The 19,738-nt window shown below is 64.4% G+C and carries 21 protein-coding genes and 1 pseudogene; 7 read left to right on the top strand and 15 right to left on the bottom strand.

What is annotated here, in order from left to right; all coding sequences use genetic code 11:
* Nucleotides 1–14: 14 nt before the first annotated feature.
* The 4 genes from ACNJX9_RS16190 to ACNJX9_RS16175 are packed head-to-tail and all read right to left on the bottom strand — an operon-like array spanning nt 15 to nt 3,569.
* The gene (locus ACNJX9_RS16190) at nt 15–1,178 is read right to left on the bottom strand and encodes an ABC transporter permease (protein ID WP_439409517.1); all 1,164 of its coding nucleotides are present in this window, start codon (nt 1,176–1,178) and stop codon (nt 15–17) included.
* Nucleotides 1,175–2,104: an ABC transporter ATP-binding protein gene (locus tag ACNJX9_RS16185; protein ID WP_439409516.1), complete on the bottom strand. Its 930-nt coding sequence runs from the start codon at nt 2,102–2,104 to the stop codon at nt 1,175–1,177. The genes ACNJX9_RS16190 and ACNJX9_RS16185 overlap by 4 nt, the downstream gene beginning before the upstream one ends.
* Nucleotides 2,101–2,889 carry an HlyD family secretion protein gene (locus ACNJX9_RS16180; RefSeq protein WP_057748833.1) on the bottom strand — a complete coding sequence of 263 codons (789 nt, stop codon included), beginning with the start codon at nt 2,887–2,889 and terminating at the stop codon, nt 2,101–2,103. Before ACNJX9_RS16180 ends, ACNJX9_RS16185 begins: the two co-directional genes overlap by 4 nt.
* A complete protein-coding gene (locus ACNJX9_RS16175; protein WP_439409515.1) occupies nt 2,886–3,569 on the bottom strand; it encodes a TetR/AcrR family transcriptional regulator in 684 nt (227 codons plus the stop codon). Before ACNJX9_RS16175 ends, ACNJX9_RS16180 begins: the two co-directional genes overlap by 4 nt.
* A 107-nt stretch (nt 3,570–3,676) precedes the next feature.
* Between ACNJX9_RS16175 and ACNJX9_RS16170 the strand changes: the two genes are divergently transcribed.
* The 3 genes from ACNJX9_RS16170 to ACNJX9_RS16160 are packed head-to-tail and all read left to right on the top strand — an operon-like array spanning nt 3,677 to nt 4,899.
* Complete coding sequence (locus tag ACNJX9_RS16170) at nt 3,677–4,012, top strand: ArsR/SmtB family transcription factor (RefSeq protein WP_439409514.1); 336 nt, start codon at nt 3,677–3,679, stop codon at nt 4,010–4,012.
* Nucleotides 4,009–4,473: an SRPBCC family protein gene (locus ACNJX9_RS16165; protein ID WP_439409513.1), complete on the top strand. Its 465-nt coding sequence runs from the start codon at nt 4,009–4,011 to the stop codon at nt 4,471–4,473. Before ACNJX9_RS16170 ends, ACNJX9_RS16165 begins: the two co-directional genes overlap by 4 nt.
* A gap of 12 nt (nt 4,474–4,485) precedes the next feature.
* The gene (locus ACNJX9_RS16160) at nt 4,486–4,899 is read left to right on the top strand and encodes a GFA family protein (protein WP_439409512.1); all 414 of its coding nucleotides are present in this window, start codon (nt 4,486–4,488) and stop codon (nt 4,897–4,899) included.
* A 16-nt stretch (nt 4,900–4,915) separates the two neighbouring features.
* On the opposite strand, the gene adhP is transcribed toward ACNJX9_RS16160, so the two are convergent.
* Both adhP and ACNJX9_RS16150 read right to left on the bottom strand, forming a co-directional pair.
* On the bottom strand, nt 4,916–5,941 hold the full coding sequence (adhP, locus tag ACNJX9_RS16155) for an alcohol dehydrogenase AdhP (RefSeq protein ID WP_439409511.1): 1,026 nt from the start codon (nt 5,939–5,941) through the stop codon (nt 4,916–4,918).
* A gap of 181 nt (nt 5,942–6,122) precedes the next feature.
* A complete protein-coding gene (locus ACNJX9_RS16150) occupies nt 6,123–6,533 on the bottom strand; it encodes a DUF2000 family protein (RefSeq protein WP_271597047.1) in 411 nt (136 codons plus the stop codon).
* Nucleotides 6,534–6,745: 212 nt separating this feature from the next.
* Between ACNJX9_RS16150 and ACNJX9_RS16145 the strand changes: the two genes are divergently transcribed.
* Entirely contained in the window at nt 6,746–8,566 is a 1,821-nt protein-coding gene (locus tag ACNJX9_RS16145) for a CYTH and CHAD domain-containing protein (protein ID WP_439409510.1), read from the top strand.
* Nucleotides 8,567–8,584: 18 nt separating this feature from the next.
* Here the strand turns inward: ACNJX9_RS16145 and ACNJX9_RS16140 are convergent, their stop codons facing one another.
* Nucleotides 8,585–8,974, bottom strand: coding sequence for a DUF4189 domain-containing protein (locus ACNJX9_RS16140; RefSeq protein WP_057748850.1), 390 nt, complete (start codon nt 8,972–8,974; stop codon nt 8,585–8,587).
* Between the two features lie 184 nt (nt 8,975–9,158).
* Here ACNJX9_RS16140 and ACNJX9_RS16135 point away from each other — a divergent pair.
* Together ACNJX9_RS16135 and ACNJX9_RS16130 are read left to right on the top strand one after the other, a co-directional pair.
* Nucleotides 9,159–9,650: pseudogene (locus tag ACNJX9_RS16135) on the top strand (avidin/streptavidin family protein).
* Between the two features lie 195 nt (nt 9,651–9,845).
* A complete protein-coding gene (locus tag ACNJX9_RS16130) occupies nt 9,846–11,177 on the top strand; it encodes an IS1182 family transposase (protein WP_439407697.1) in 1,332 nt (443 codons plus the stop codon).
* 120 nt (nt 11,178–11,297) lie between these two features.
* On the opposite strand, the gene ACNJX9_RS16125 is transcribed toward ACNJX9_RS16130, so the two are convergent.
* The 8 genes from ACNJX9_RS16125 to ACNJX9_RS16090 form a co-directional block, all read right to left on the bottom strand.
* Nucleotides 11,298–12,902 carry an NTP transferase domain-containing protein gene (locus ACNJX9_RS16125; RefSeq protein WP_439409509.1) on the bottom strand — a complete coding sequence of 535 codons (1,605 nt, stop codon included), beginning with the start codon at nt 12,900–12,902 and terminating at the stop codon, nt 11,298–11,300.
* A complete protein-coding gene (locus ACNJX9_RS16120; protein WP_057748862.1) occupies nt 12,899–13,600 on the bottom strand; it encodes an XdhC family protein in 702 nt (233 codons plus the stop codon). Before ACNJX9_RS16120 ends, ACNJX9_RS16125 begins: the two co-directional genes overlap by 4 nt.
* Before the next feature lie 2 nt (nt 13,601–13,602).
* The gene (locus ACNJX9_RS16115) at nt 13,603–13,926 is read right to left on the bottom strand and encodes an XdhC family protein (RefSeq protein WP_008564652.1); all 324 of its coding nucleotides are present in this window, start codon (nt 13,924–13,926) and stop codon (nt 13,603–13,605) included.
* A 10-nt stretch (nt 13,927–13,936) separates the two neighbouring features.
* Nucleotides 13,937–15,139 (bottom strand): vWA domain-containing protein, encoded by a 1,203-nt coding sequence (locus ACNJX9_RS16110; protein WP_083514304.1) that lies wholly within the window; start codon nt 15,137–15,139, stop codon nt 13,937–13,939.
* 105 nt (nt 15,140–15,244) lie between these two features.
* Nucleotides 15,245–16,153: an AAA family ATPase gene (locus ACNJX9_RS16105; RefSeq protein ID WP_057748868.1), complete on the bottom strand. Its 909-nt coding sequence runs from the start codon at nt 16,151–16,153 to the stop codon at nt 15,245–15,247.
* Between the two features lie 64 nt (nt 16,154–16,217).
* Entirely contained in the window at nt 16,218–17,024 is an 807-nt protein-coding gene (locus tag ACNJX9_RS16100; protein ID WP_057748871.1) for an FAD binding domain-containing protein, read from the bottom strand.
* A gap of 41 nt (nt 17,025–17,065) precedes the next feature.
* Nucleotides 17,066–17,551 carry a (2Fe-2S)-binding protein gene (locus tag ACNJX9_RS16095; protein ID WP_057748873.1) on the bottom strand — a complete coding sequence of 162 codons (486 nt, stop codon included), beginning with the start codon at nt 17,549–17,551 and terminating at the stop codon, nt 17,066–17,068.
* A gap of 139 nt (nt 17,552–17,690) precedes the next feature.
* Complete coding sequence (locus ACNJX9_RS16090) at nt 17,691–18,137, bottom strand: SRPBCC family protein (RefSeq protein WP_439409508.1); 447 nt, start codon at nt 18,135–18,137, stop codon at nt 17,691–17,693.
* Between the two features lie 181 nt (nt 18,138–18,318).
* Between ACNJX9_RS16090 and ACNJX9_RS16085 the strand changes: the two genes are divergently transcribed.
* Nucleotides 18,319–19,674 carry a 3-carboxy-cis,cis-muconate cycloisomerase gene (locus ACNJX9_RS16085; protein ID WP_439409507.1) on the top strand — a complete coding sequence of 452 codons (1,356 nt, stop codon included), beginning with the start codon at nt 18,319–18,321 and terminating at the stop codon, nt 19,672–19,674.
* Nucleotides 19,675–19,738 lie beyond the last annotated feature (64 nt).

The raw sequence follows: 19,738 nt of genomic DNA, 5'->3' as shown, positions 1-19,738 counted from the left end.
TCAGCTATTGTGCCTCAATCCAGCGTGCGGCGGAAGCGCGTCACGGCGATGGTCATGGCGACCAGCATCAAGATGGCCAGCGCCAACGTATCGAACCGCAGGTTCGGCATGGTGGCGCCCTTCAGCATGATGGCGCGGACGATGCGAATGTAGTGCGTCAGCGGCAGGCATTCGCCGATATATTGGGCCCAGGCCGGCATCCCCGCGAACGGGAACATGAAGCCGGACAAGAGAATGCTCGGCAGGAAGAACATGAATGACATCTGGATTGCCTGCAGTTGATTCTGCGCGATGGTGGAGAACGTGTAGCCGATCGCGAGATTTGCAGCGATGAAAAGGGTCGAAAGTCCCGCCAGAAGGAACAGATTGCCGAGCACCGGCACGCCGAACAGGAACACTCCGATATTGACGATCAGGAAGGCCTGGACGAAGCCGACCAGGATGTAGGGAACGATCTTGCCGATCATCACCTCGACCGGCTTGATCGGCATCGACAGGAGGCTCTCCATGGTGCCGCGTTCAATCTCGCGCGTCACCGACAGCGCCGTGAAGATCAGCATCGTCATGGTGAGAATGGTGCCGACAAGTCCCGGCACGATGTTGAGCCGCGATTCCGCCGCCGGATTGTAGCGCGCATGGGCGCGGATCTCGAACGGCATCGCCGGGGGATCGCCGATATAGAGATCGTGCGCGAGTGCGGTCTGCACGATCATGCCGAGCGAGCCGAGTGCGGAGCTTGCGGCGACCGGATCGGTCGCGTCGGCTGCAACCAGCAGCGCCGGCTTGTCGCCGCGCCGCACCGCGCGCTCGAAGCCTCGCGGGATCTCGACGCCGAACAGCACCTTGCCGGACTTCAGCAAATTGTCGAACTCGTCGACGTCGTGCACTTCGTAGACGAAGCGAAAATAGGCGGTATTCTCCAACGCCTTCAGGATCGAACGGGCAAGGTCCGAGTCCTCCTGCAGCAGCACCGCGCTCGGCAGATGGTGCGGCGTGGTGTTGATGGCATAGCCGAACAGGAGAAGCTGCATCACCGGGATGGCTATGATCATCGCGAACGAGACGCGGTCCCGCCGAAGCTGAATGAACTCCTTGGCCATCATGGCATAGGAGCGACGCCAGAAGCCGAAGCGGTCGCGGATCTCCCGTGCGGGGCCGGTTGTCTGGACAGCGCTCATTGGAAATTGTCCTTGGAGCGGCCCATCAACTCGATGAAGACGTCCTCCAGCGAGGGCGCCGATTTCTGCCAGTGCAGCTCACCTTTCTCGCGCCACGGCGCGATGCTGGCTTCGAGGGCGGCGATGTCGCGGCCCGAGACGTGCAGCGAGGTGCCGAACGGCGCCACCATGTCGATCCCGGGCTTGCCGGCAAGCTGGGCCGCGAGGCCGTTCAACTCGCCGGTGACAGTGTAGGTCACTAGCGCGGACTTCGCGATCACCTCGTCGACCGTGCCGTGCGTCAGGAGGTGGCCATAGGCGATATAGGCGATCTCGTGGCACCGTTCGGCCTCGTCCATGTAATGGGTCGAGACCAGCACGGTGAGGCCACCGGCGGCGAGCGCATGGATCTCGTTCCAGAAATCGCGCCGCGCCTTCGGATCGACGCCGGCGGTCGGCTCATCGAGCAGCAGCAATTCCGGATTGGGCAGCGTGCAGGCTCCCAATGCAAGGCGCTGCTTCCAGCCGCCGGAGAGCTCGCCTGCGAGCTGCTCCTCGCGGCCCGAGAGGCCGAGCCGCTTGATCATGTCGCGCGCAGCCCCGCGCGCGTCGTCAAGGCCATAAAGCCGCGCAACGAATTCGAGGTTCTCGCGCACGGAGAGATCCTGGTAGAGGCTGAAGCGTTGCGTCATGTAGCCGACCTTGCGCTTGATCTTTTCGGCATCGCGCAGGATGTCGTAGCCGAGACAGGTGCCTTCGCCGCTGTCGGGCGTCAGCAGGCCGCAGAGGATGCGGATGGTCGTGGTCTTGCCCGAGCCGTTCGGCCCGAGGAAGCCGTAGATCGAGCCGCGCTTCACCTGCATCGACAGGTCGTGCACGACCTCGCGGCCGCCAAACGACTTGGTCAGGCCCTTGACGTCGATCGCGATGTCGTTCGCATCGTTCATCGCTTGTCCGCCACCGGAGTTTTCGGGTTGAGATAGACGTCGATCGGCTGCCCTACCCGCAAGGCATCGGGTCGCGACGGCCGCGCCTGGATCAGATAGACGAGCTTGTTGCGCTCTTCGAGGCTGTAGATCACGGGCGGGGTGTACTCGGCCGTGGTCGCGATGAAGTAGATCTTGGCGGTGAGATCGGCCGCGCAATTGTCGCAGGCGATGCGCACCGTGTCGCCGATCGACAGCTTCGGCAGCTCCGTTTCCGGCACGAAGAAGCGCAGCTTCATGTTGCCGGGCGGCATGATCGAGAGCACCGGCCGCTGCGCCGCCACCATCTCCCCTTCGCGGAAATAGATCTGCTGGATGGTGCCTGCAACAGGCGCAAAACCCTTGCGGCGCGCTAGTCGCGTCTCCGAGGTTGCCACCCGCGCTTCCGCGACACGCAGCGACGACACGGCGGAATCGAGATTGGCTTGCGTGCCCGAACCGGTCTTGCTCAGCGAGGCTGCGCGATCATAGGTCTGCTGCGCATTGGCCAGTGTCGCCTTGTTCTGGTTGAGATCAGCGAGCTGGAGATCATCATCGACGGAATAGAGCTGCTCGCCGACCCTGACCTCGTCACCCTCCCGGACGTTCAGCTTCGTTACCCGCCCGGCCTCATCCGGGCTGACATAGATCATGTCGGCCTCGACCCAGCCCTGGAAACCGGGATCGCGCTTCTCCTTGCAGCCGGCAAGTCCGGTTGCGAGCACGGTGGCCAATGCGATTGCAAAAATCCTTTGCGACGACGTCATGTCGTCCTCCGCTCACCAAAAATCAAATCGAGATGGACGCGCAGCATGTCCTGCGCGTCGAGCGGCGCGTGCCGCGCAAACAGGCTTTGCCAGATCACCGCGATCATCGCCGGCGCGATCAGGATCTGCGGATAGCGCGCAAGCTTTGCCTGTTGGATCTCGCCACGGGCAATGCCGAGCTCGATCAGCGCGCGCATGCCGGCCATCCCCCGCGAGACCACCTCGCGGTAGTAGAAGTCCGCCACCGCCGGAAAGCGGGGCCCCTCTGCCACGATCAGGCGGACGAGATCGCCGCGCCTTGTGCCGATCACCTCTTTGAGAAAATTGCCGGCAAAGGTTTCGATCAGATCGCGCACCGAGCCCGTCGGCGGCGGCAGCGCGTTCAGCTTCGCCACCACCGGGACGATCACGGTGCGCACCAGCTCCTCGAACATCGATTCCTTGTCCTTGAAGTGCAGGTAGATCGTGCCCTTCGCCACGCCGGCGCGCCTGGCGATGTCGTCGAGCCGCGTCGCGGCAAAGCCGCGCGTGATGAACTCCTCCATCGCCGCCGCGACGATCGCATCGCGCCGCTCCGCCGCGCGCGTGGCCCGGTTCGACACCGGCGCGGCTTCGTCGCCGGCTTCCGCATTGCGCGTCTCTGTTTTGGCCGTAGCCGCTTTGCTGAACTTCTTTGTCATGCTGTATTTATGACTGACTAGTCAGTCAATGTCAATGAGACTTGGGCCATTCCCCGGCACAACGAATTAGTATTGACTAATGCATTAGCGCCCGCTAATTGATTGACATGATCGAAGCCGCCCCCCATCCCGTCACCGCCGTGATGCGCGCCCTCGCCGATCCGACCCGACGCGCGGTGTTCGAGCGGGTGTTCGACAGCAAGGAGATCAGCGTCGCCGAGCTGACGCGCGGCAGCGGGGTGACGCAGGGCGCGATCTCGCAACATCTGAAATCGCTGAAGCAGGCGGGCCTCGTCGCCGAGCGCGCCGAAGGCCGCAACGTCTATTACCGCGCTGCGCCGCAAGGACTCGAACCGCTTGTGACCTGGATCGATCATTACGGTGTCTTCTGGCGCGAGCGCCTCCAGAACCTGCGTGACCTCTTGAAGGAGATCGACCCGTGAATGCAGCCGCGTTGAAAGCCGAAACCAAAGATATCGTGATGGACGAGGTGCTCCCTCACGCGCCGGAGACGGTCTGGAAGGTGCTGACATCCGCCCAGTTGATCGCGCGCTGGCTGATGCCGCCGACCGGCTTCGAGGCTGTCGAAGGCAATGTCTTCACCTACCAGACCAAGCCGGGCGGCCACTGGGACGGCGTCATCCATTGCCGCGTTCTGGAAGTCGTCCCTAACAGGCGTCTGGTCTACGCCTGGAAGGGCGGCGACGAGCGTAACGTTGGCTACGGCGCGCCGCTCGACACTGTCGTGACCTGGTCCCTCACCCCCGTCGAAGCCGGCACGCGCATTCAGCTGGTTCATGCCGGCTTCGTCATGCCGAGGAACGACAGTGCTTACACCGTCATGAGTGGCGGCTGGAAGAAGGTGATCCGGCAGCTCGACGAAATCAGCGGCGAAGACAGTTGAGGAGTTATTGCGATGACCAAGCCCTATACCGGCGGCTGCGCCTGCGGCGCGATCCGCTATTCTGTCGTCGGCGAGCCCATGTTCTCCAATCATTGCCAATGCCGGGACTGCCAGCGCGAAAGCGGCACCGGCCACGGCTCCTACGCCACCTTCCCGCGCGCCGGCGTCACGGTGACGGGCAAGGCCAAGACATGGGACATGACCGGCGACAGCGGCAACGTGAAGACGCGCGCCTTCTGCCCTGAATGCGGCGTCGCTGTCTACATGACCTTCAAGGCCATGCCAGACATCTTCACCATCCGCGCCACCAGCCTCGACGAGCCCACCCGCTACAAGCCGCAAGCGGTCACCTACGCCGTGCGTGCGTATGACTGGGATCCTCTCGATTCCGGCCTGACGAAATTCGAGAGGATGCCGCCCGGTTGAGGCGCTCGAACACGCTTTAGCCAAAGTCGAGCACCATGCGGCCCTCGATCTTGCCGGCCTTCATCCGCTCGAACACGTCGTTGATTTGCGAAAGCGGCACTTTCGTCACCTCGGCTTTCACCTTGCCGTCGGCAGCGAACGCAATGGCCTCGTCGAGATCCCTGCGGGTCCCGACGATGGAGCCGCGCACGGTGATGCGCTTGAGCACGACATCGAAGATCGGCGTCGGGAATTCGCCCGGCGGCAGGCCGACGAGGCTGACGGTGCCCTTCCGCCGCACCAGCTTCAGCGCCTGCGCGAACGCGGCAGTCGACACCGCCGTGACCAGCACGCCGTGAGCCCCTCCGCCGGTCGCCGTCAGCACCTTGTCCACGGCGTCTTTTGCGAGCGCGTTGACCGCAAGATCGGCGCCAGTCTCGCGCGCGAGCTTCAGCTTGTCCTCGGCGATATCGACGGCCGCGACCTTGAGCCCCATCGCCTTGGCGTACTGGATCGCGACATGGCCGAGCCCGCCGACGCCCGAGATCGCAACCCACTCCCCGGGTCGCGCGTCCGTCTCCTTCAATCCCTTGTAGGTGGTGACGCCGGCGCAGAGGATCGGCGCGACGGCCGCGAAATCGATCGTCGGCGGCAGCTTCGCCGCGAAGGCCGCCGAGGCGATGACATATTCGGCAAAGCCGCCATTCACGCTGTAGCCGGTGTTGTGCTGATGCTCGCACAGCGTCTCCCAGCCGGTCTCGCAATATTCGCAACTCATGCAGGCGTCGTGCAGCCAGGCGACGCCGACGGCATCGCCGACCTTCAGATTTTTGACGCCGGGCCCGAGCGCCGCGATGATGCCGGCGGCTTCATGGCCGGGAATGAACGGCGGCACCGGCTTGACCGGCCAGTCGCCCGAAGCGGCGTGCAGGTCGGTGTGGCAAACGCCGCAGGCCTTTACCTTGACCAGGACTTCACCGGGACCGGGCTGCGGTACCGGTACATCCTCAATCAACAGCGGCTTGCCGAATTGTTTGACAACAGCGGCTTTCATGGTCGGCATTGCTCTGCTCCATTGCATGACGCAAGTAGACTAGCAATGCCGCACAGCTCTCACTTGATTGGAGTCAAACAACGCAGGTTTATTGGTCGCGCTGCGGAGCGCAGAGCGCGCGTGGCAGCGCAGAGCGCGCCTGGCAGCGAAGAGCGCGCCTGGCAGCGCAGAGCGCAGAGCGCGCTTGGCGTCAGCTATGGAACTTCAATCCGTCGACGATCTTATCGATCAGCTTCCGCTCGGCGCGCATTGCGATGCCGACGAGATTGAGATCGCCGCGCGCGACCGCCCTCACGACTTCGCGATTGGCGGCATCATGCGTGGTCTTGAACATGTCCTCGGTATAGACCGCCGGCGTGACGTTGCGCGTGAGTGCGCGATCGAGTGCGCGCGACAACGCCGGACCATCCGCACCATAGATCAGGATCGGCTGGCCGATCAGCGCAAGATACTTCGTGCTTGAAGCGTCCTCATAGGCCTCGCCGATGCACTCCGGAAAGGCAGCCGCGACGCCGCTTGTCAGGAACGACGCAACATTGAGCTTCTGCCAGGCCTGGAGGTCGTTGCGAATGACAACGGCGATCTTGGTATCGAACTGCATGAATTCTCCCCGCGCACATCCAAGCATCTGGCAAGCGTCTGGAAAGAAAAGAAAATCCCGAGCGCTGCGACTGCTGATGAAATGTAACGCGAATTCTCCGAGCGATCACAGCGCAGAAATTTCAATGCGGGATGCGATCGGCTATGCTTCTCTCCGCCGGTCAAGTCGGATATACGTCGATGCCCAGTCACTGAACTGACATAAAGCTACCAATGTCCGAAACCGGCGCCATCAAGCGAGCACTCGAACCGGTGCGGCGTCTCGCCGGGTCAAACAACCAGCACGTTGCAATCAAGGACGCCCGGGCTTCCGCTGCGGAACAAAAACCTGGTTCCAAAATCTCCGACATCGAGCCCCCGCGCAGTGAACCACGTCCCGCCGGCCTGCCGGCCGAGGATATCGGCGCCGAAGCGACGACGCCGGATGTCTCTTCGCCCCGCGATGTTGCGCCTCACGCGAGCGAAATCGAACTCAAGCTGCTCGTGGCTTCCGATCGTCTGGCGGATTTCAACAATGCGCCGATCATCGCAGCGAATGCGCGCAACAAGGGGACGCGCAAGCATCTCAAGGCTGTCTACTACGATACGCCCAAGCGCGCGCTTCGGCGTGACGGATTCAGCTTCAGGGTGCGCCAAAGCGGCACGCGATTCACGCAGACCGTGAAAACGGAATCCAGCAACGATCCGCTGCGACGTGGCGAGTGGGAGGCAGCCGTGCCGTCGATGGCGCCCGACATCGCGCTGGCCATGCCGCTGGTGTCGGACAAGCTGCGCACTGAGCTGGAGCGTCACCCGGTCGAAGCCGTCTTCAGCAGCGACATCCACCGGCATCAGCGCCTCATCGACTTGCCGTCGGGCACGGTCGAACTCGCCTTTGATCATGGCCATCTGACCGCAGGCGATCGCTCGTTGCCGGTCAGCGAGATCGAGCTGGAGCTCAGGAGCGGCAGCCCGTCCGCGATCTGGGAGCTCGCACTGCGGCTCGCCGAGCATGGTTCCGTGAAACCGTCGATCCGGACAAAATCGGCGCGCGGATTTGACCTCGCGGTCGATGCGCCGCCGCGGACCCCGAAGCCGCCTAAGCTTCGTCCCGATCCATCGATCGCCCTCGACGACGCCTTCGCCGAGATCCTGCGATCCTGTCTGTTGCATTTGCTCCAGTCGTTGCCCCCAGCCGAGGACGGTCGCAACCCCGAGGGGATGCACCAGCTTCGCGTCGCGCTGCGCCGCCTGCGCTCCGCGCTCGACCTGATGCGGTCGGTGGTATCGCTTGCCAAGCTCGACCTGATGCGCGCTGAAGCAAAATGGCTTGCGGGACGTCTCGCCGGCGCGCGTGACTGGGACGTGTTCCGGCAGGAGACGTTGCGAACCGTCGCGGACGGCTGTCCGTCGGTCACCGGCTTCGACACGCTCGGCGCGCTCGCAGACGAACGTCGCGCAGCCTGTTACGATGCGGCCCGCCTCGCCCTCGCCGACCGACGCTGCCAGTATTTCGTGATCCGGCTCGGCGCCTTTATCGAAGCGCGCGGCTGGCGCAGCGACGTTGCTCCCGAAGGCCTGGCGCGACTGGCGGAGCCGGCGATCAACTTCGCACGCAACATCCTGTCGGCGCAGCATGCCAAGGTGCTGAAGCGCGGCCGCAGATTCAAATCGCTCACGACCGAGCAACGGCACCGCGTCCGCCTCGCCGCGAAGAAGCTGCGCTACTTCGCCGACTTCCTGCTGCCGCTCTGCGGGCACGGCAAATCCGCAAAGCGCTTCTCGCGCAAGCTCGCGGATCTGCAGCAGGAGCTCGGAATCTACAACGACATGGCGACGACGTCGTCGCTGCTCGCCGACGTCAATGCCGGCGCGATCGGTAGCAGCATGGCCGCGGCGGCGATCACGGGCTGGCAGGCCCATGCGACGGTCGGCGTCGAAGCGCGGCTGCTAAAGGCCTGGTCGGAATTCGCTGGAGCCAAGGTGCCCTGGTCAGTGGACGCGGCGGAGCAGCCGATCAAGCTGGTACAAACCAGCGCGGGCTGGCTGCGCTAACGGCAGTTCGACCCTTGATTAGCCTTTGGCGTCGCACGCCCAGGCCCGGATCACGCATTCCTTGCCGCCATATTTGTAGCATTCGCGGGTCGCGGCATTGAGCGAGGCCGAGATCTTCGGCTTCACGGCGTAGCCATAGGCGCCACAGGGATTGGTCATGTCGACTGACATGGCCGCACAGGCCCGCCTCATCGTCACTGTCGTGCATTCGCCCTTGCACTGCTTTTGAGCGGCGGCACGTGCCTCGTGCTCGGCGCCGTAATCATAGGCCTGGCCATACGCGCCGCACTTGCCAACGGCAAGGGCGCCGGCCGCATGAGCCTCGGTTATATGACGGGCGCCGGCGACACAGACCGACAGCGCAAAGAAAAACATCGCGCAACGGCGCGCGACGACGGTCGTAACCATGGAAAAAAACCCTCACCCCCAAGGCAAGCGGCGGCAACTCTAAGCGGCGGTCGTTTCCAGATGGTGAATGGGTGGTTGAAAGCATAACGGAATAGTGACGCCGCCTAACACACTTTATAGTAGTAATTTTTCATAGCGTTATTTAAGGTCGTATAGCGTCAAGCAGACAGGCAGGGAAACGCTCATGCGTCCAATCAATTCAATGCTGTTCGGAATCGCTGCGGCGGCCTGTCTGATCGGACCCCTGCCTGCGCGTGCGCAGTCGGTGAACTGGACCTGGACCAACCAGTATGGCTCGACCCTGGCCATCACCAGCTTCAACCAGAACACGGGCGCGATCGCGGGGACCTACACCAACAATGCAGCGAGCAGTTGCGATGAAGGCAAGCCCCAGGGCGTGACCGGCTGGCTGGCCTAAGGCAATACGGGCACCGCGATCAGCTTCTCGGTGAATTACCTCGGCTGCGGGTCGACCACCGTCTGGACCGGACGGCTCAACAACTCGGCCGGATTCCAGGGACTGTGGTATCTGTCCCTCGGCGAGGCCGTCGCATGGAACGGCATCAGCGCGGGCGCCGACACCTTCACCTTCAGCAGCGGCGACAAGACCCTGCTGACGAAGAGCGGCGTCGATATGAAGGCCGCCAGCGAGAAGCTGTCGAACACCAAGAAATAGGCAAGCAGGGACCCGCAGGGTGGATTAGCGAAGCGTAATCCACCAATGTGTCATCGCAGAAAAGGAAGTGGCGGGTTACGCCAGCGGACCGCGCTTCGCGCAGCCGCTGTCTAACCCACCCTACGAGACTGTGAATCTTTTGTACCGCCTGTCGGGCGAATGTGATTCTCTAGGCAGACTGATCTGCTGGAGAGGATGATGGCTGACGAGGGACTTTTTGGCGAATTGCCGGATCAGTCGGCGCCACGAACCGAAGCGGTGCCGCGGGGTGCACCTCGGCTGCGCGAGCCCGTGCGCAATCAGGTCGAATTGCGGGCGGTCGATATCGACAGCCTGATCGGGCAGGATCATCTGGCCCGGGTGATCTGGGCTTATGTCGAGGGGCTCGAGCTGAGCGAGCTGGAAGATCGGGTTAAGGCACGGGAAAACAGGCCGGGCCATCCGGCGCCATCACCCCGGCTGCTGCTGGCGCTTTGGCTGTACGCCACGAGCGATGGCGTTGGCAGCGCGCGGGCGTTGGATCGGCTCTGCGACAGTCACGACGTCTACCGCTGGCTCTGCGGCGGCGTGTCTTTGAACTATCACACACTGTCGGATTTCCGGGTCGGCTGCGCGGACCTGCTGGACCGTTTGCTGGTCGAACATCTGGTGGCTCTGAATGAGGCAGGGCTGATTGATCTGGAGAAGCTGACCCAGGACGGGGTGCGGATACGGGCGAATGCGGGGGCCGGCTCGTTCCGGCGGGAGGCAACGCTCGACCGGCAGATGGCCCAAGCGAAGGCTGTGGTGGAAGAGCTCAAGCGCGAGGTCGATGCGGATCCGGAAGCCAGCAACCGGCGTATCAGGGCGGCCAGAGAGCGCGCGGCACGCGAACGCAGTGAGCGGGTGCAGGCTGCGCAGAGGGCTTTGGACGAGATCAAGCGGAAGCGCAAGCAACTCGACGAAAAAGGCGGCAATGGCAAAAAGCCGAAGGAGCCCCGGGCCTCCACCACCGACCCCCAGGCAAGGGTGATGAAGATGGCAGATGCCGGCTTCCGCCCCGCCTACAATGTGCAGGTGGCCAGCGCGGCCGGCGAACTGATCGTGGTCACGGTCGACATCGACAACAACGGATCAGATCGCGGCTTGATGCGGCCGATGCTGGAGCGAACGCGCACTCGGCTGAAGCGCTTGCCACGTCGCTACCTCGCCGATGGCGGGTTCTGCAGCGGCGAGGACATCGAATGGGCGCACGGTGAAGGCGTCGAGGTCTACTGTCCTCCGCCCAACTCCAGGAGCGGTGTCGATCCCTTTTTACCTCGGAGCAGCGACGGTCCTGGCGTCGCGGCCTGGCGGGCTCGCATGGCCAGCGAAGCCGGCAAGGCACAGTACAAAGCCCGCACGATCTGCGAATGCATCCATGCCCGGTGGCGGAACTGGGACCTCAGGCAATTGACCGTGCGCGGCATCGAGAAGGTCCGTGCCGTCGTGCTCTGGTACGCCCTCACCAACAACATCCTGCAAGGACACCAACTGGCAAAAGCATAGACAGCACAGCCATCCCCCGGCGGTTCGACATCGACGGCCCCCGACATCAGCGCGGGCGCTACCCACTCTTTAATATCGAATGCGGAAATGACTCACAGGCTCTACGAAGTTACAGCACCTTCAACCGCGCCTTGCCGCTTCCAGAGCCTGCGGCGTGTCGATGTCGAGGAAGGCACGCTCGCCGTCGACGGGCACTTCGGCGACCGCCTCGGTGTGTTTTGCGATCAAATGCCGCGCGCCGACGTCGCCGTCGAGCGTCATCAATTCCTTGAAGAAGCGACGCGACCACAGCACGGGATTGCCGCGGCGGCCTTCGCTGACGGGCACGACGATCAGATTGCCACGATCAGGCGCAAAGCTGTCGATCAGGCGATCGATCAGGCCGGCATCGATCAGCGGCATGTCGCCGAGGCAAATTACGGCGCCGTCGCTGGCGTCGGGCACGGCCGCAATGCCTGCTTTCACGGAGCTCGCGATGCCGCCGGCGAAATCAGGGTTCTTGACGAACCTTACGTTTAGGCCTTGCAGCGCCTGCTCGACCAGCTCGGTCTGATGTCCGGTGACGACGATCACCTCGGATGCTTTGGAGGCCAGCGCCTGTTCGGTGGCGATCCGCACCAGCTTCTTGCCGTCGAGCTCGGCGAGCAGCTTGTTCGGCCCGCCCATGCGGGTGGAGCGGCCGGCCGCGAGCACGATGGCCGCGACCTGGCTGTTGCCCTCGATCTCGGGCTTTGCGCGCGGCTGCGGCCGCGTCACGATCTCCATCAGCAGGCCGCCGACTCCCATGCCCATCAGCTCGGAGCGTGTCACCTTGATGCCGGCGAGCAGACGCATCAGCACCCAGTCGAATCCGTTCTCCACCGGCGAGCGCGCGCAGCCCGGCGCGCCCAGCACCGGCACGCTGCCGGCGCGCGCGATCAGCAGCAGATTGCCGGGATCGACCGGCATGCCGAAATGTTCGATCTCGCCGCCGATTCCGGTGACGGCAGCCGGAATCACATCGCGGCGGTCGGCAATTGCGGAAGCACCAAACACGATCACGAGCTCGGCGCCAAGCGCGAGCAATTCCTTGATCGCCGCCGACAGCGCGCGCTCATCGTGCGGAACCCGCCGTTCGGCGACGATGCTGGCACCGGCCGGCGCTAGGCGCTCGGCGGTGACGCGCAAGGTCTTGTCGACCACCTTGGACGACAAGCCCGGCAGCAGCGTCGAGACCACGCCGACACGCTTGATGACATAGGGCGCGATTTTCAGCACGTCCTTGCCGGCCGCCTTCACCGCGGCATCGCGCAAGCCGCCTTCGACACCGAACGGGATGATCTTCACCGTGCCGACCATCTCGCCTTCGACCACCGGCTTGTAGGCGGCGAGCGTGGCAAAGGTGATGGCCTCGTCGACATTGTTGATGCGGTCGACCGCGGCGCGGTCGATGACCAGCACGCCCGGCCGCGCGGCGAACAAATTGGCGCGGCCGGTAAAGGCGCGCTCGACATGGATGCCCTCGCCGCCGATGGCAAGCGCGATGCTGGCGGCCGCGACGTCCTCGGAAACGTCGCCTTCCTCCATGCGCACCACCACGATGTCCTTGATGCCGGCGCGCTCCAGCTGCTCGACCTCGGCAGGCCCGATCGTCGTGCCTTTCTTCAGCACCAGCGGTCCCTGGCGCAGGGTGTGGACGGTCACCCCGCCGATCGCATCCCTGGGGCTCGCGGGGCCGAACTTCATGCCGCTTCTTCTTTTTCCTTGGGCGGCAGCCGCAGCACCGCCGTGATCTCGGCCATGATCGCCACCGCGATCTCGGAGGGCGAGACCGCGCCGATCGCAAGGCCAATGGGCGCGTGGATGCGCGCGATGTCGCTTTCCTTGGCGCCCTGCGCCCGCAGCCGGTCAGCGCGCTTGGCATGCGTCTTTCGCGAGCCCAGCGCGCCGATATAGAAGCAGTTGCGCTCAAACGCATGCAGCAGCGCGGGGTCGTCGATCTTGGGATCGTGCGTCACTGCGACGAAGGCGGTGTAGGCATCGACATTGAGCGGCGGCAGCGCGGTCTCGGGCCATTCGGCGACCAGCGGAATGTCGGGGAAGCGCTCGGGGCTGGCAAAGGCCGTGCGCGGATCGACAACGGTGACGTCATAACCGAGCGAGCGCGCCAGCGGCGCCAGCGCCTGGCTGATATGGACCGCGCCAATGATGACGAGCTTCGCAGTCGGCGCGTAGACGTTGAGGAACAGTTTTTTACCGCCGGCCTCGACATTGGCGCTCTTGCCCATGCGAAGCTGCTTGTCCAATTCAGTACGCAGCGGGTCCTTGGCGAAGTCTGCCGCCTTCACCAAGCGCTGCTCGCCGCTCTCGGTGTCGGTCACCAAAATCACCGGCCGGCGCGCGGCGCGCTCGGCATTGAGTTCGTGCAGAATTGAGAGCTTCACGGTCAGCCGACCTTCTCGACGAAGACGCGGATGGTGCCGCCGCAGGACAGACCGACATTCCAGGCGGTCTCGTCGGCGACGCCGAACTCCAGCATCTTCGGCTTGCCGCTCTCGATCACATCCATGGCCTCGGTGACCACGGCGCCCTCGACGCAGCCGCCGGAGACGGAGCCCAGGAACGTGCCCTCGTCATTGATGACAAGGCTCGAGCCCGCCGGGCGCGGGGCCGAACCCCAGGTTTCGACAACGGTGGCCAGCGCGACGCCGCGCCCGGCCTTCTGCCAGTCCTCCGCCGCCTTCAGGATGTCCTCGTCGCGATCGAGCATGGCTAGCCTCTCAAGCTGCGGAACGGATCAGGCTGCGGTGATGCGGCGGCAGCGGCCGGGAGAGCGTCGTGATCAGCTCCTGGATCGAGCTCAAATTATGTACCGGGCGGAATTCGTCAACGTGCGGGAGCATCATTTTAATTCCCTGGGCCTTGGCCTCGAAGCCCCCGAACCGAAGCAGCGGGTTGAGCCAGATCAGCCGCCGGCAGGAGCGGTGCAGCCGGTCCATCTCGAAGGCCAGCCTGGAGTCGGCCTCCCGCTCCAGCCCGTCGGAGATCAGCAGGACGATCGCGCCCTGGCTCAGCACCCGCCGTGCCCATAATTTGTTGAAGTTATGCAGCGAGGCCGAGATCCTCGTTCCGCCGGCCCAGTCCTCGACTGCCGCCGAGCAGCTCGCCAGCGCCTCGTCGGGATCGCGCTGGCGCAGCGCGCGGGTCACATTGGTCAGGCGGGTGCCGAACAGGAACACCGAGACGCGCTTGCGCGCATCGCCGATGGCATGCAGGAAATGCAGGAACAGGCGGGTGTACTCGCTCATCGAGCCGGAGATGTCGAGCAGGGCCACGATCGGGGCCGGTTTCTCGATCCGCCCGAGGCGATGGATGTCGATGATATCGCCGCCGGTGCGCAACGACGCCCGCAGCGTTCGGCGCATGTCGAGCCGCAGGCCACGCGGATCGGGCAGATAGCGGCGCGTCAAAAGCTCCGCCTGCGGCAGGTGCATCATTTCGATGGCGCGGAGCGCCTCTGCGATCTCGGCCGCACTCATTTGCGCAAAATCCTTCTTCTGAAGGATCTCCTTGTCGGAGACCGACAGGCGCAGATCCTGCTCCTGGTGCTGCGGCGTCTCGGTCATGTGCGGCTGCGACATCGCCTCCTGGACGCGGCGCGAGCCGGCCTGGGGCTTCTTCTTGGCCTGCTCCGGCAGCGGCACCGAATCGAGCAGGTGCTTCCACTCTTCCGAGGCGCGGAAAAACAGGTTGAAAGCCTGCTTGAAGATCAGCGCATGCTCATGGCGCTTGACGAAGATCGCCTCCAGCGTGGTGAAGACGTCGGCGCGGTTGCCGATGTCGATCACCTGCAGCGCGCTCATGGCATCGATCACCGCGCCGGGGCCGACCGGCATTCCGGCCGCGCGCAGCGCGCGCGCAAAGCCGACGATGTTGTCGGCGAACTGCTCGGTCTGCTCCGGGGCAAGATGGTTGATGGCCATGCTGGTACTCATCTTCTCGTCATTCCGGGGCGCGAGTGAAACGAGCGAACCCGGAATCTCGAGGTTCCGGGTTCGATGCTTCGCATCGCCCCGGAACGACGACGACTAATTCTCGCTCGTCGCTTCCTTCAGCACCTTCTGCAGGGTGTCGCCCTGCATCCGCGTGATGTCGTCCTGGTATTTGAGCAGCGCGCCCAGCGTGTCGCCGACCACTTGCGGGGTCAGCGAGCGGGCATCGAGCTCGGACAAGGCGGTGGCCCAGTCGATGGTCTCGGCGACACCGGGCGACTTGTAGAAATCCTGGTTGCGCAGCGCCTGCACGAAGCGGACGACCTGCTGCGAGAGCTTGACCGAGATACCGGGCACGCGCGTCTTGACGATCGCAAGCTCGCGCTCCGCGGCGGGATAGTCGACCCAGTGATAGAGACAGCGCCGCTTCAGCGCATCGTGAATTTCGCGGGTGCGATTGGAGGTGATGATGACGATCGGCGGATGCGGCGCCTTCACGGTGCCGAATTCGGGGATCGTCACCTGGAAGTCGCTGAGGATTTCCAGGAGATAGGCCTCGAACGCCTCATCGGCGCGGTCGAGCTCGTCGATCAGCAGCACCGGCGGTCCGGCAACGTCAGGCTCCAGCGCCTGCAGCAGCGGCCGCTTGATCATGTAGCGGTCGGCGAAGATGTCGCTCGACAGCTGCTCGCGATCGGTGTCGCCGGCGGCTTCCGCCATCCGGATCGCGATCATCTGCGCGGCGCTGTTCCACTCATAGACTGCGGAGGAGACGTCGAGGCCCTCGTAGCACTGCAGGCGGATCAGCTTCCGCCCCAGCGCCGCCGAGAGCACTTTTGCGATCTCGGTCTTGCCGACGCCGGCCTCGCCTTCCAGGAACAGCGGCCGGCCCATGCGCAGCGACAGATACGTCACCGTCGCCAGCGACCGCTCGGCCAGATAGCCGCGCGAGGTCAAGAGTTCGAGCATCGCATCGACCGATGCCGGCAGGGTCGCTGAAGTCATGAAAGTGCCAGTCTCGTTACGCCCTCGCTAACGGGCAAGTATCGCGCCAAGGCGTGAGGTCCACTCACTCCTTGGCATTGGCCGCGTCGACGGCTCGCCGTGTCAGCACGCCGATCAGATGCGCGCGGTATTCGGCGCTGCCGTGGATGTCGCTGTTGAGCCCTTCCGCCGGCACGTCGATGCCTTCAAGCACCTTGGACGAGAACCGCTTTTTCAGTGCTTCCTCGAACGCATCGACGCGGAACACGCCGTCCGAACCAGCACCGGTGACGGCGACGCGCACGTCAGACGGACGCCGCGCCACGAACACGCCGACCAGCGCGTAGCGCGAGGCCTGGTTGCGGAACTTGATATAGGCGGCCTTCTTCGGCAGCGGGAACATCACCTTGGTGATGATCTCGTCGGCTTCCAGCGCGGTCGAGAACAGGCCCTGGAAAAACTCCTCGGCCTTGAGGCGGCGCTTGTTGGTGACGATGGTGGCGCCGAGCGCGAGCACCGCGGCCGGATAGTCCGCCGTCGGATCGTTGTTGGCGAGCGAGCCGCCGATCGTGCCCTTGTGGCGCACCGCGGGATCGCCGATCTGGCCGGCGAGATTGGCGAGCGCCGGAATGGCTTCACCGACGACAGCCGACGTCGCGACCTCGGCATGCCTGGCGGTGGCGCCGATCACCAGCGAACGGCCCTTCATCTCGATCGTGTTCAGCCCCTCGATATGGGAGAGGTCGACCAGATGCGGCGGGCTTGCGAGCCGCTGCTTCATGACCGGAATCAGCGTGTGACCGCCGGCGATCAGCTTGGCGTCCTCGTTCTTCACCAGGAGATTGGCGGCCTGCCGGACGGTGCCGGGGCGGTGGTATTTGAATTCGTACATGGGGGTATCCTGGGGGTGTCCTGATCGCGGAGGGCGCGCGGTTACGCGAGATCGGATTTCGCCATCGCCTTCGCGCCGGCGGCGATCGAGGCGACGATATTCTGGTAGCCGGTGCAGCGGCAGAGATTGCCTTCCAGCTCTTCCCTGATGGTATGGTCGTCGAGCTCGTGGCCCTTGCGATGGACGATGTCGATCGCGGTCATGATCATGCCGGGCGTACAGAAGCCGCATTGCAGGCCATGGTGCTCGCGGAAGGCTTCCTGCATCGGATGCAGCGGCGCGCCGTCGGCGGCCAATCCCTCGATCGTCTTGACCTCGTGGCCGTCGGCCATCACGGCGAGCGTCGTGCAGGACTTCACGGCCTTGCCGTCGAGATGCACGACGCAGGCGCCGCACTGCGAGGTGTCGCAGCCGACATGGGTGCCGGTCAGGCGCAGATTCTCGCGCAGGAACTGCACGAGGAGCGTCCGCGGGTCGACATTGCCGGTAACAGGATTGCCGTTCACGATGAGGGAGATTTTTGCCATAAGCACTCTCTGTCAGCGCCCCGACGGGTCCCGTCGAAGCGGTTCTTTCTTATAATTATTCCAACCCATCATATGGGCCATTATGGCCGGGGGCAACATTGCCCCAAGCGCAAGGTGCCATGACGGAAAGCGAGGGCGATCAGCCCTGTACCGCCTTGGCGAAATTCGCGAAAAACTCGTCGGCCAGCTTCTTGGCGGTGCCGTTGATCAGGCGCTGCCCGAGCTGCGCCAACTTGCCGCCGATCTGCGCCTCGACGTCATAGGAGAGCAGCGTGCCGCCATCCTTCTCCGCGAGCTTCACTGCGGCGCCGCCCTTGGCAAAGCCGGCCACCCCGCCCTCGCCCTCGCCCGAGATCTTGTAGCCGTTCGGCGGGTCGAGATCGGAGAGCATCACCTTGCCCTTGAAGCGCGCCGAGACCGGACCGACCTTCATTTTTGCCGTTGCACGGTAGCCGCCGTCCTCGGTCTTCTCCAGCTCCTCGCAGCCGGGGATGCAGGCCTTCAGCACCGCGGGATCGTTGAGCTTCTCCCATACGGCCTCGCGCGGCGCCGCAAGCTGGACTTCGCCGTTCATTGTCATGGCCATGGGGCGCCTCCGGGGTCGCAAAAGGTGGGATGCTCAAGTAACGCAGGGAGACCGCAAAGAAAAGGGTCACCCATGGTCACGTGGAATGCATATTCGCACCTGCAAAAAGTCTTGTGCCGATCGTCAGGGATTGGCAGAGCCTGATCATGATGATTAGGTCTCTTTACCGGACTTGCGCAACATGAGCACAGCCCTCTCCCCCCTGCTTGCGCCGATGCTGTCGAGCGCAGCCATGCGCGCCGTCTGCGACGACCGGACCACGCTGCAGAACATGCTCGATTTCGAGGCAGCCCTGGCCCGGGCCGAGGCCGCCACCGGTGTGATTCCCGCATCCGCAGTGGGCCCGATCGAAACGGCCTGCAAGGCCGATGCCTTCGACATGACCGCGCTGGCCATGGCTGCGACCCGGTCGGGCAATCTCGCGATCCCGCTGGTCAAGATGCTGACCGCCAATGTCGGCAAGGCTGACGTGGAGGCCGCGCGCTACGTGCATTGGGGCGCGACCAGCCAGGACGTCATCGACACCGCGACCATGCTGGGCTTGCGCGCCGCCATCGATGCGCTGGATGCCGACCTCAGCCGCGCCATCAAGGGCTTCGCCGCACTCGCGCGCGCCCATCGCAACACCGCGATGGTGGCGCGGACCTGGCTCCAGCACGCCCTGCCGATGCCGTTCGGATTGAAGGCCGCTGAATATGCCTCGAGCCTCGCCCGTGCCCGCTGCCGTCTGCGGCGGCTCCGCCGCGAGGGTCTCGCCCTGCAATTCGGCGGCGCCGCCGGCACGCTCGCAGCCCTCGGCGACAACGGCCTCGCAGTCGCCGAACGATTGGCGCAGGAGCTCAGCCTGCCGCTGCCCGAGGCGCCCTGGCACACCCATCGCGACCGCATCGCCGAAGCTGCATCAACCTTCGCGATCCTCGCCGGAAGCTGCGGCAAGATCGCGCGCGACGTCTCGCTGATGATGCAGACCGATGTCGGCGAAGCCTTCGAGCCCGCCGGCGAAGGCCGCGGCGGCTCCTCGACCATGCCGCACAAGCGCAACCCGGTCGCGGCCGCAAGCGCGCTCGGCTGCGCGACCATGGCCCCGCAGCTCACCGCTACGATTCTGGCCGCGCAAGTGCAGGACCACGAGCGCAGCGCCGGGCCCTGGCATGCGGAATGGCCGACACTGCCGCAATTGATGCTGGTCACCTCGGGCGCGCTCGCCGCGATCGTCGACATCGCCGAAGGCCTCGAGGTCGATGCCGCGCGCATGCGCAGCAATCTCGATACGACGCACGGGCTGATCATGGCGGAAGCCGTCACCTTTGCGCTCGCCGACAAGATCGGCAAGAGCGATGCGCATCATCTGATCGAGGCCGCGAGCAAGCGCGCGGTCGCCGAGAAGAAACACCTGCGCGACATCCTCTCCACCGATTCGCAGGTCACCGCGCATCTGATGCCGGAAAAAATTGCGGCATTGTTCGAGCCGATGGCCTATCAAGGTGCGTCACAGGCCCTGATCGATCGCCTGCTCGCTTCGTTGGATCTCTCCTGATGTCATTGCCAGGCTTGACCCGGCAATCCATCATCCAGGATAGATTCACCTTCTAGATGGATGC

Source organism: Bradyrhizobium sp. BLXBL-03 (assembly GCF_051853015.1).
GTDB lineage: Bacteria > Pseudomonadota > Alphaproteobacteria > Rhizobiales > Xanthobacteraceae > Bradyrhizobium > Bradyrhizobium manausense.
This window is presented reverse-complemented; position numbering and strand designations above follow the sequence as displayed.

Coding starts and splice junctions, on each gene's coding strand:
- ACNJX9_RS16185 (WP_439409516.1), bottom strand. CDS start 2,104: ATGAACGATGCGAACGACATCGCGATCGACGTCAAGGGCCTGACCAAG.
- ACNJX9_RS16130 (WP_439407697.1), top strand. CDS start 9,846: ATGATGGCTGACGAGGGACTTTTTGGCGAATTGCCGGATCAGTCGGCG.
- ACNJX9_RS16090 (WP_439409508.1), bottom strand. CDS start 18,137: ATGGCCATGACAATGAACGGCGAAGTCCAGCTTGCGGCGCCGCGCGAG.
- ACNJX9_RS16170 (WP_439409514.1), top strand. CDS start 3,677: ATGATCGAAGCCGCCCCCCATCCCGTCACCGCCGTGATGCGCGCCCTC.
- ACNJX9_RS16115 (WP_008564652.1), bottom strand. CDS start 13,926: ATGCTCGATCGCGACGAGGACATCCTGAAGGCGGCGGAGGACTGGCAG.
- ACNJX9_RS16180 (WP_057748833.1), bottom strand. CDS start 2,889: ATGACGTCGTCGCAAAGGATTTTTGCAATCGCATTGGCCACCGTGCTC.
- ACNJX9_RS16095 (WP_057748873.1), bottom strand. CDS start 17,551: ATGGCAAAAATCTCCCTCATCGTGAACGGCAATCCTGTTACCGGCAAT.
- ACNJX9_RS16150 (WP_271597047.1), bottom strand. CDS start 6,533: ATGCAGTTCGATACCAAGATCGCCGTTGTCATTCGCAACGACCTCCAG.
- ACNJX9_RS16160 (WP_439409512.1), top strand. CDS start 4,486: ATGACCAAGCCCTATACCGGCGGCTGCGCCTGCGGCGCGATCCGCTAT.
- ACNJX9_RS16125 (WP_439409509.1), bottom strand. CDS start 12,902: ATGAAGTTCGGCCCCGCGAGCCCCAGGGATGCGATCGGCGGGGTGACC.
- ACNJX9_RS16110 (WP_083514304.1), bottom strand. CDS start 15,139: ATGGCCATCAACCATCTTGCCCCGGAGCAGACCGAGCAGTTCGCCGAC.
- ACNJX9_RS16190 (WP_439409517.1), bottom strand. CDS start 1,178: ATGAGCGCTGTCCAGACAACCGGCCCCGCACGGGAGATCCGCGACCGC.
- ACNJX9_RS16100 (WP_057748871.1), bottom strand. CDS start 17,024: ATGTACGAATTCAAATACCACCGCCCCGGCACCGTCCGGCAGGCCGCC.
- adhP (WP_439409511.1), bottom strand. CDS start 5,941: ATGCCGACCATGAAAGCCGCTGTTGTCAAACAATTCGGCAAGCCGCTG.
- ACNJX9_RS16140 (WP_057748850.1), bottom strand. CDS start 8,974: ATGGTTACGACCGTCGTCGCGCGCCGTTGCGCGATGTTTTTCTTTGCG.
- ACNJX9_RS16085 (WP_439409507.1), top strand. CDS start 18,319: ATGAGCACAGCCCTCTCCCCCCTGCTTGCGCCGATGCTGTCGAGCGCA.
- ACNJX9_RS16145 (WP_439409510.1), top strand. CDS start 6,746: ATGTCCGAAACCGGCGCCATCAAGCGAGCACTCGAACCGGTGCGGCGT.
- ACNJX9_RS16175 (WP_439409515.1), bottom strand. CDS start 3,569: ATGACAAAGAAGTTCAGCAAAGCGGCTACGGCCAAAACAGAGACGCGC.
- ACNJX9_RS16105 (WP_057748868.1), bottom strand. CDS start 16,153: ATGACTTCAGCGACCCTGCCGGCATCGGTCGATGCGATGCTCGAACTC.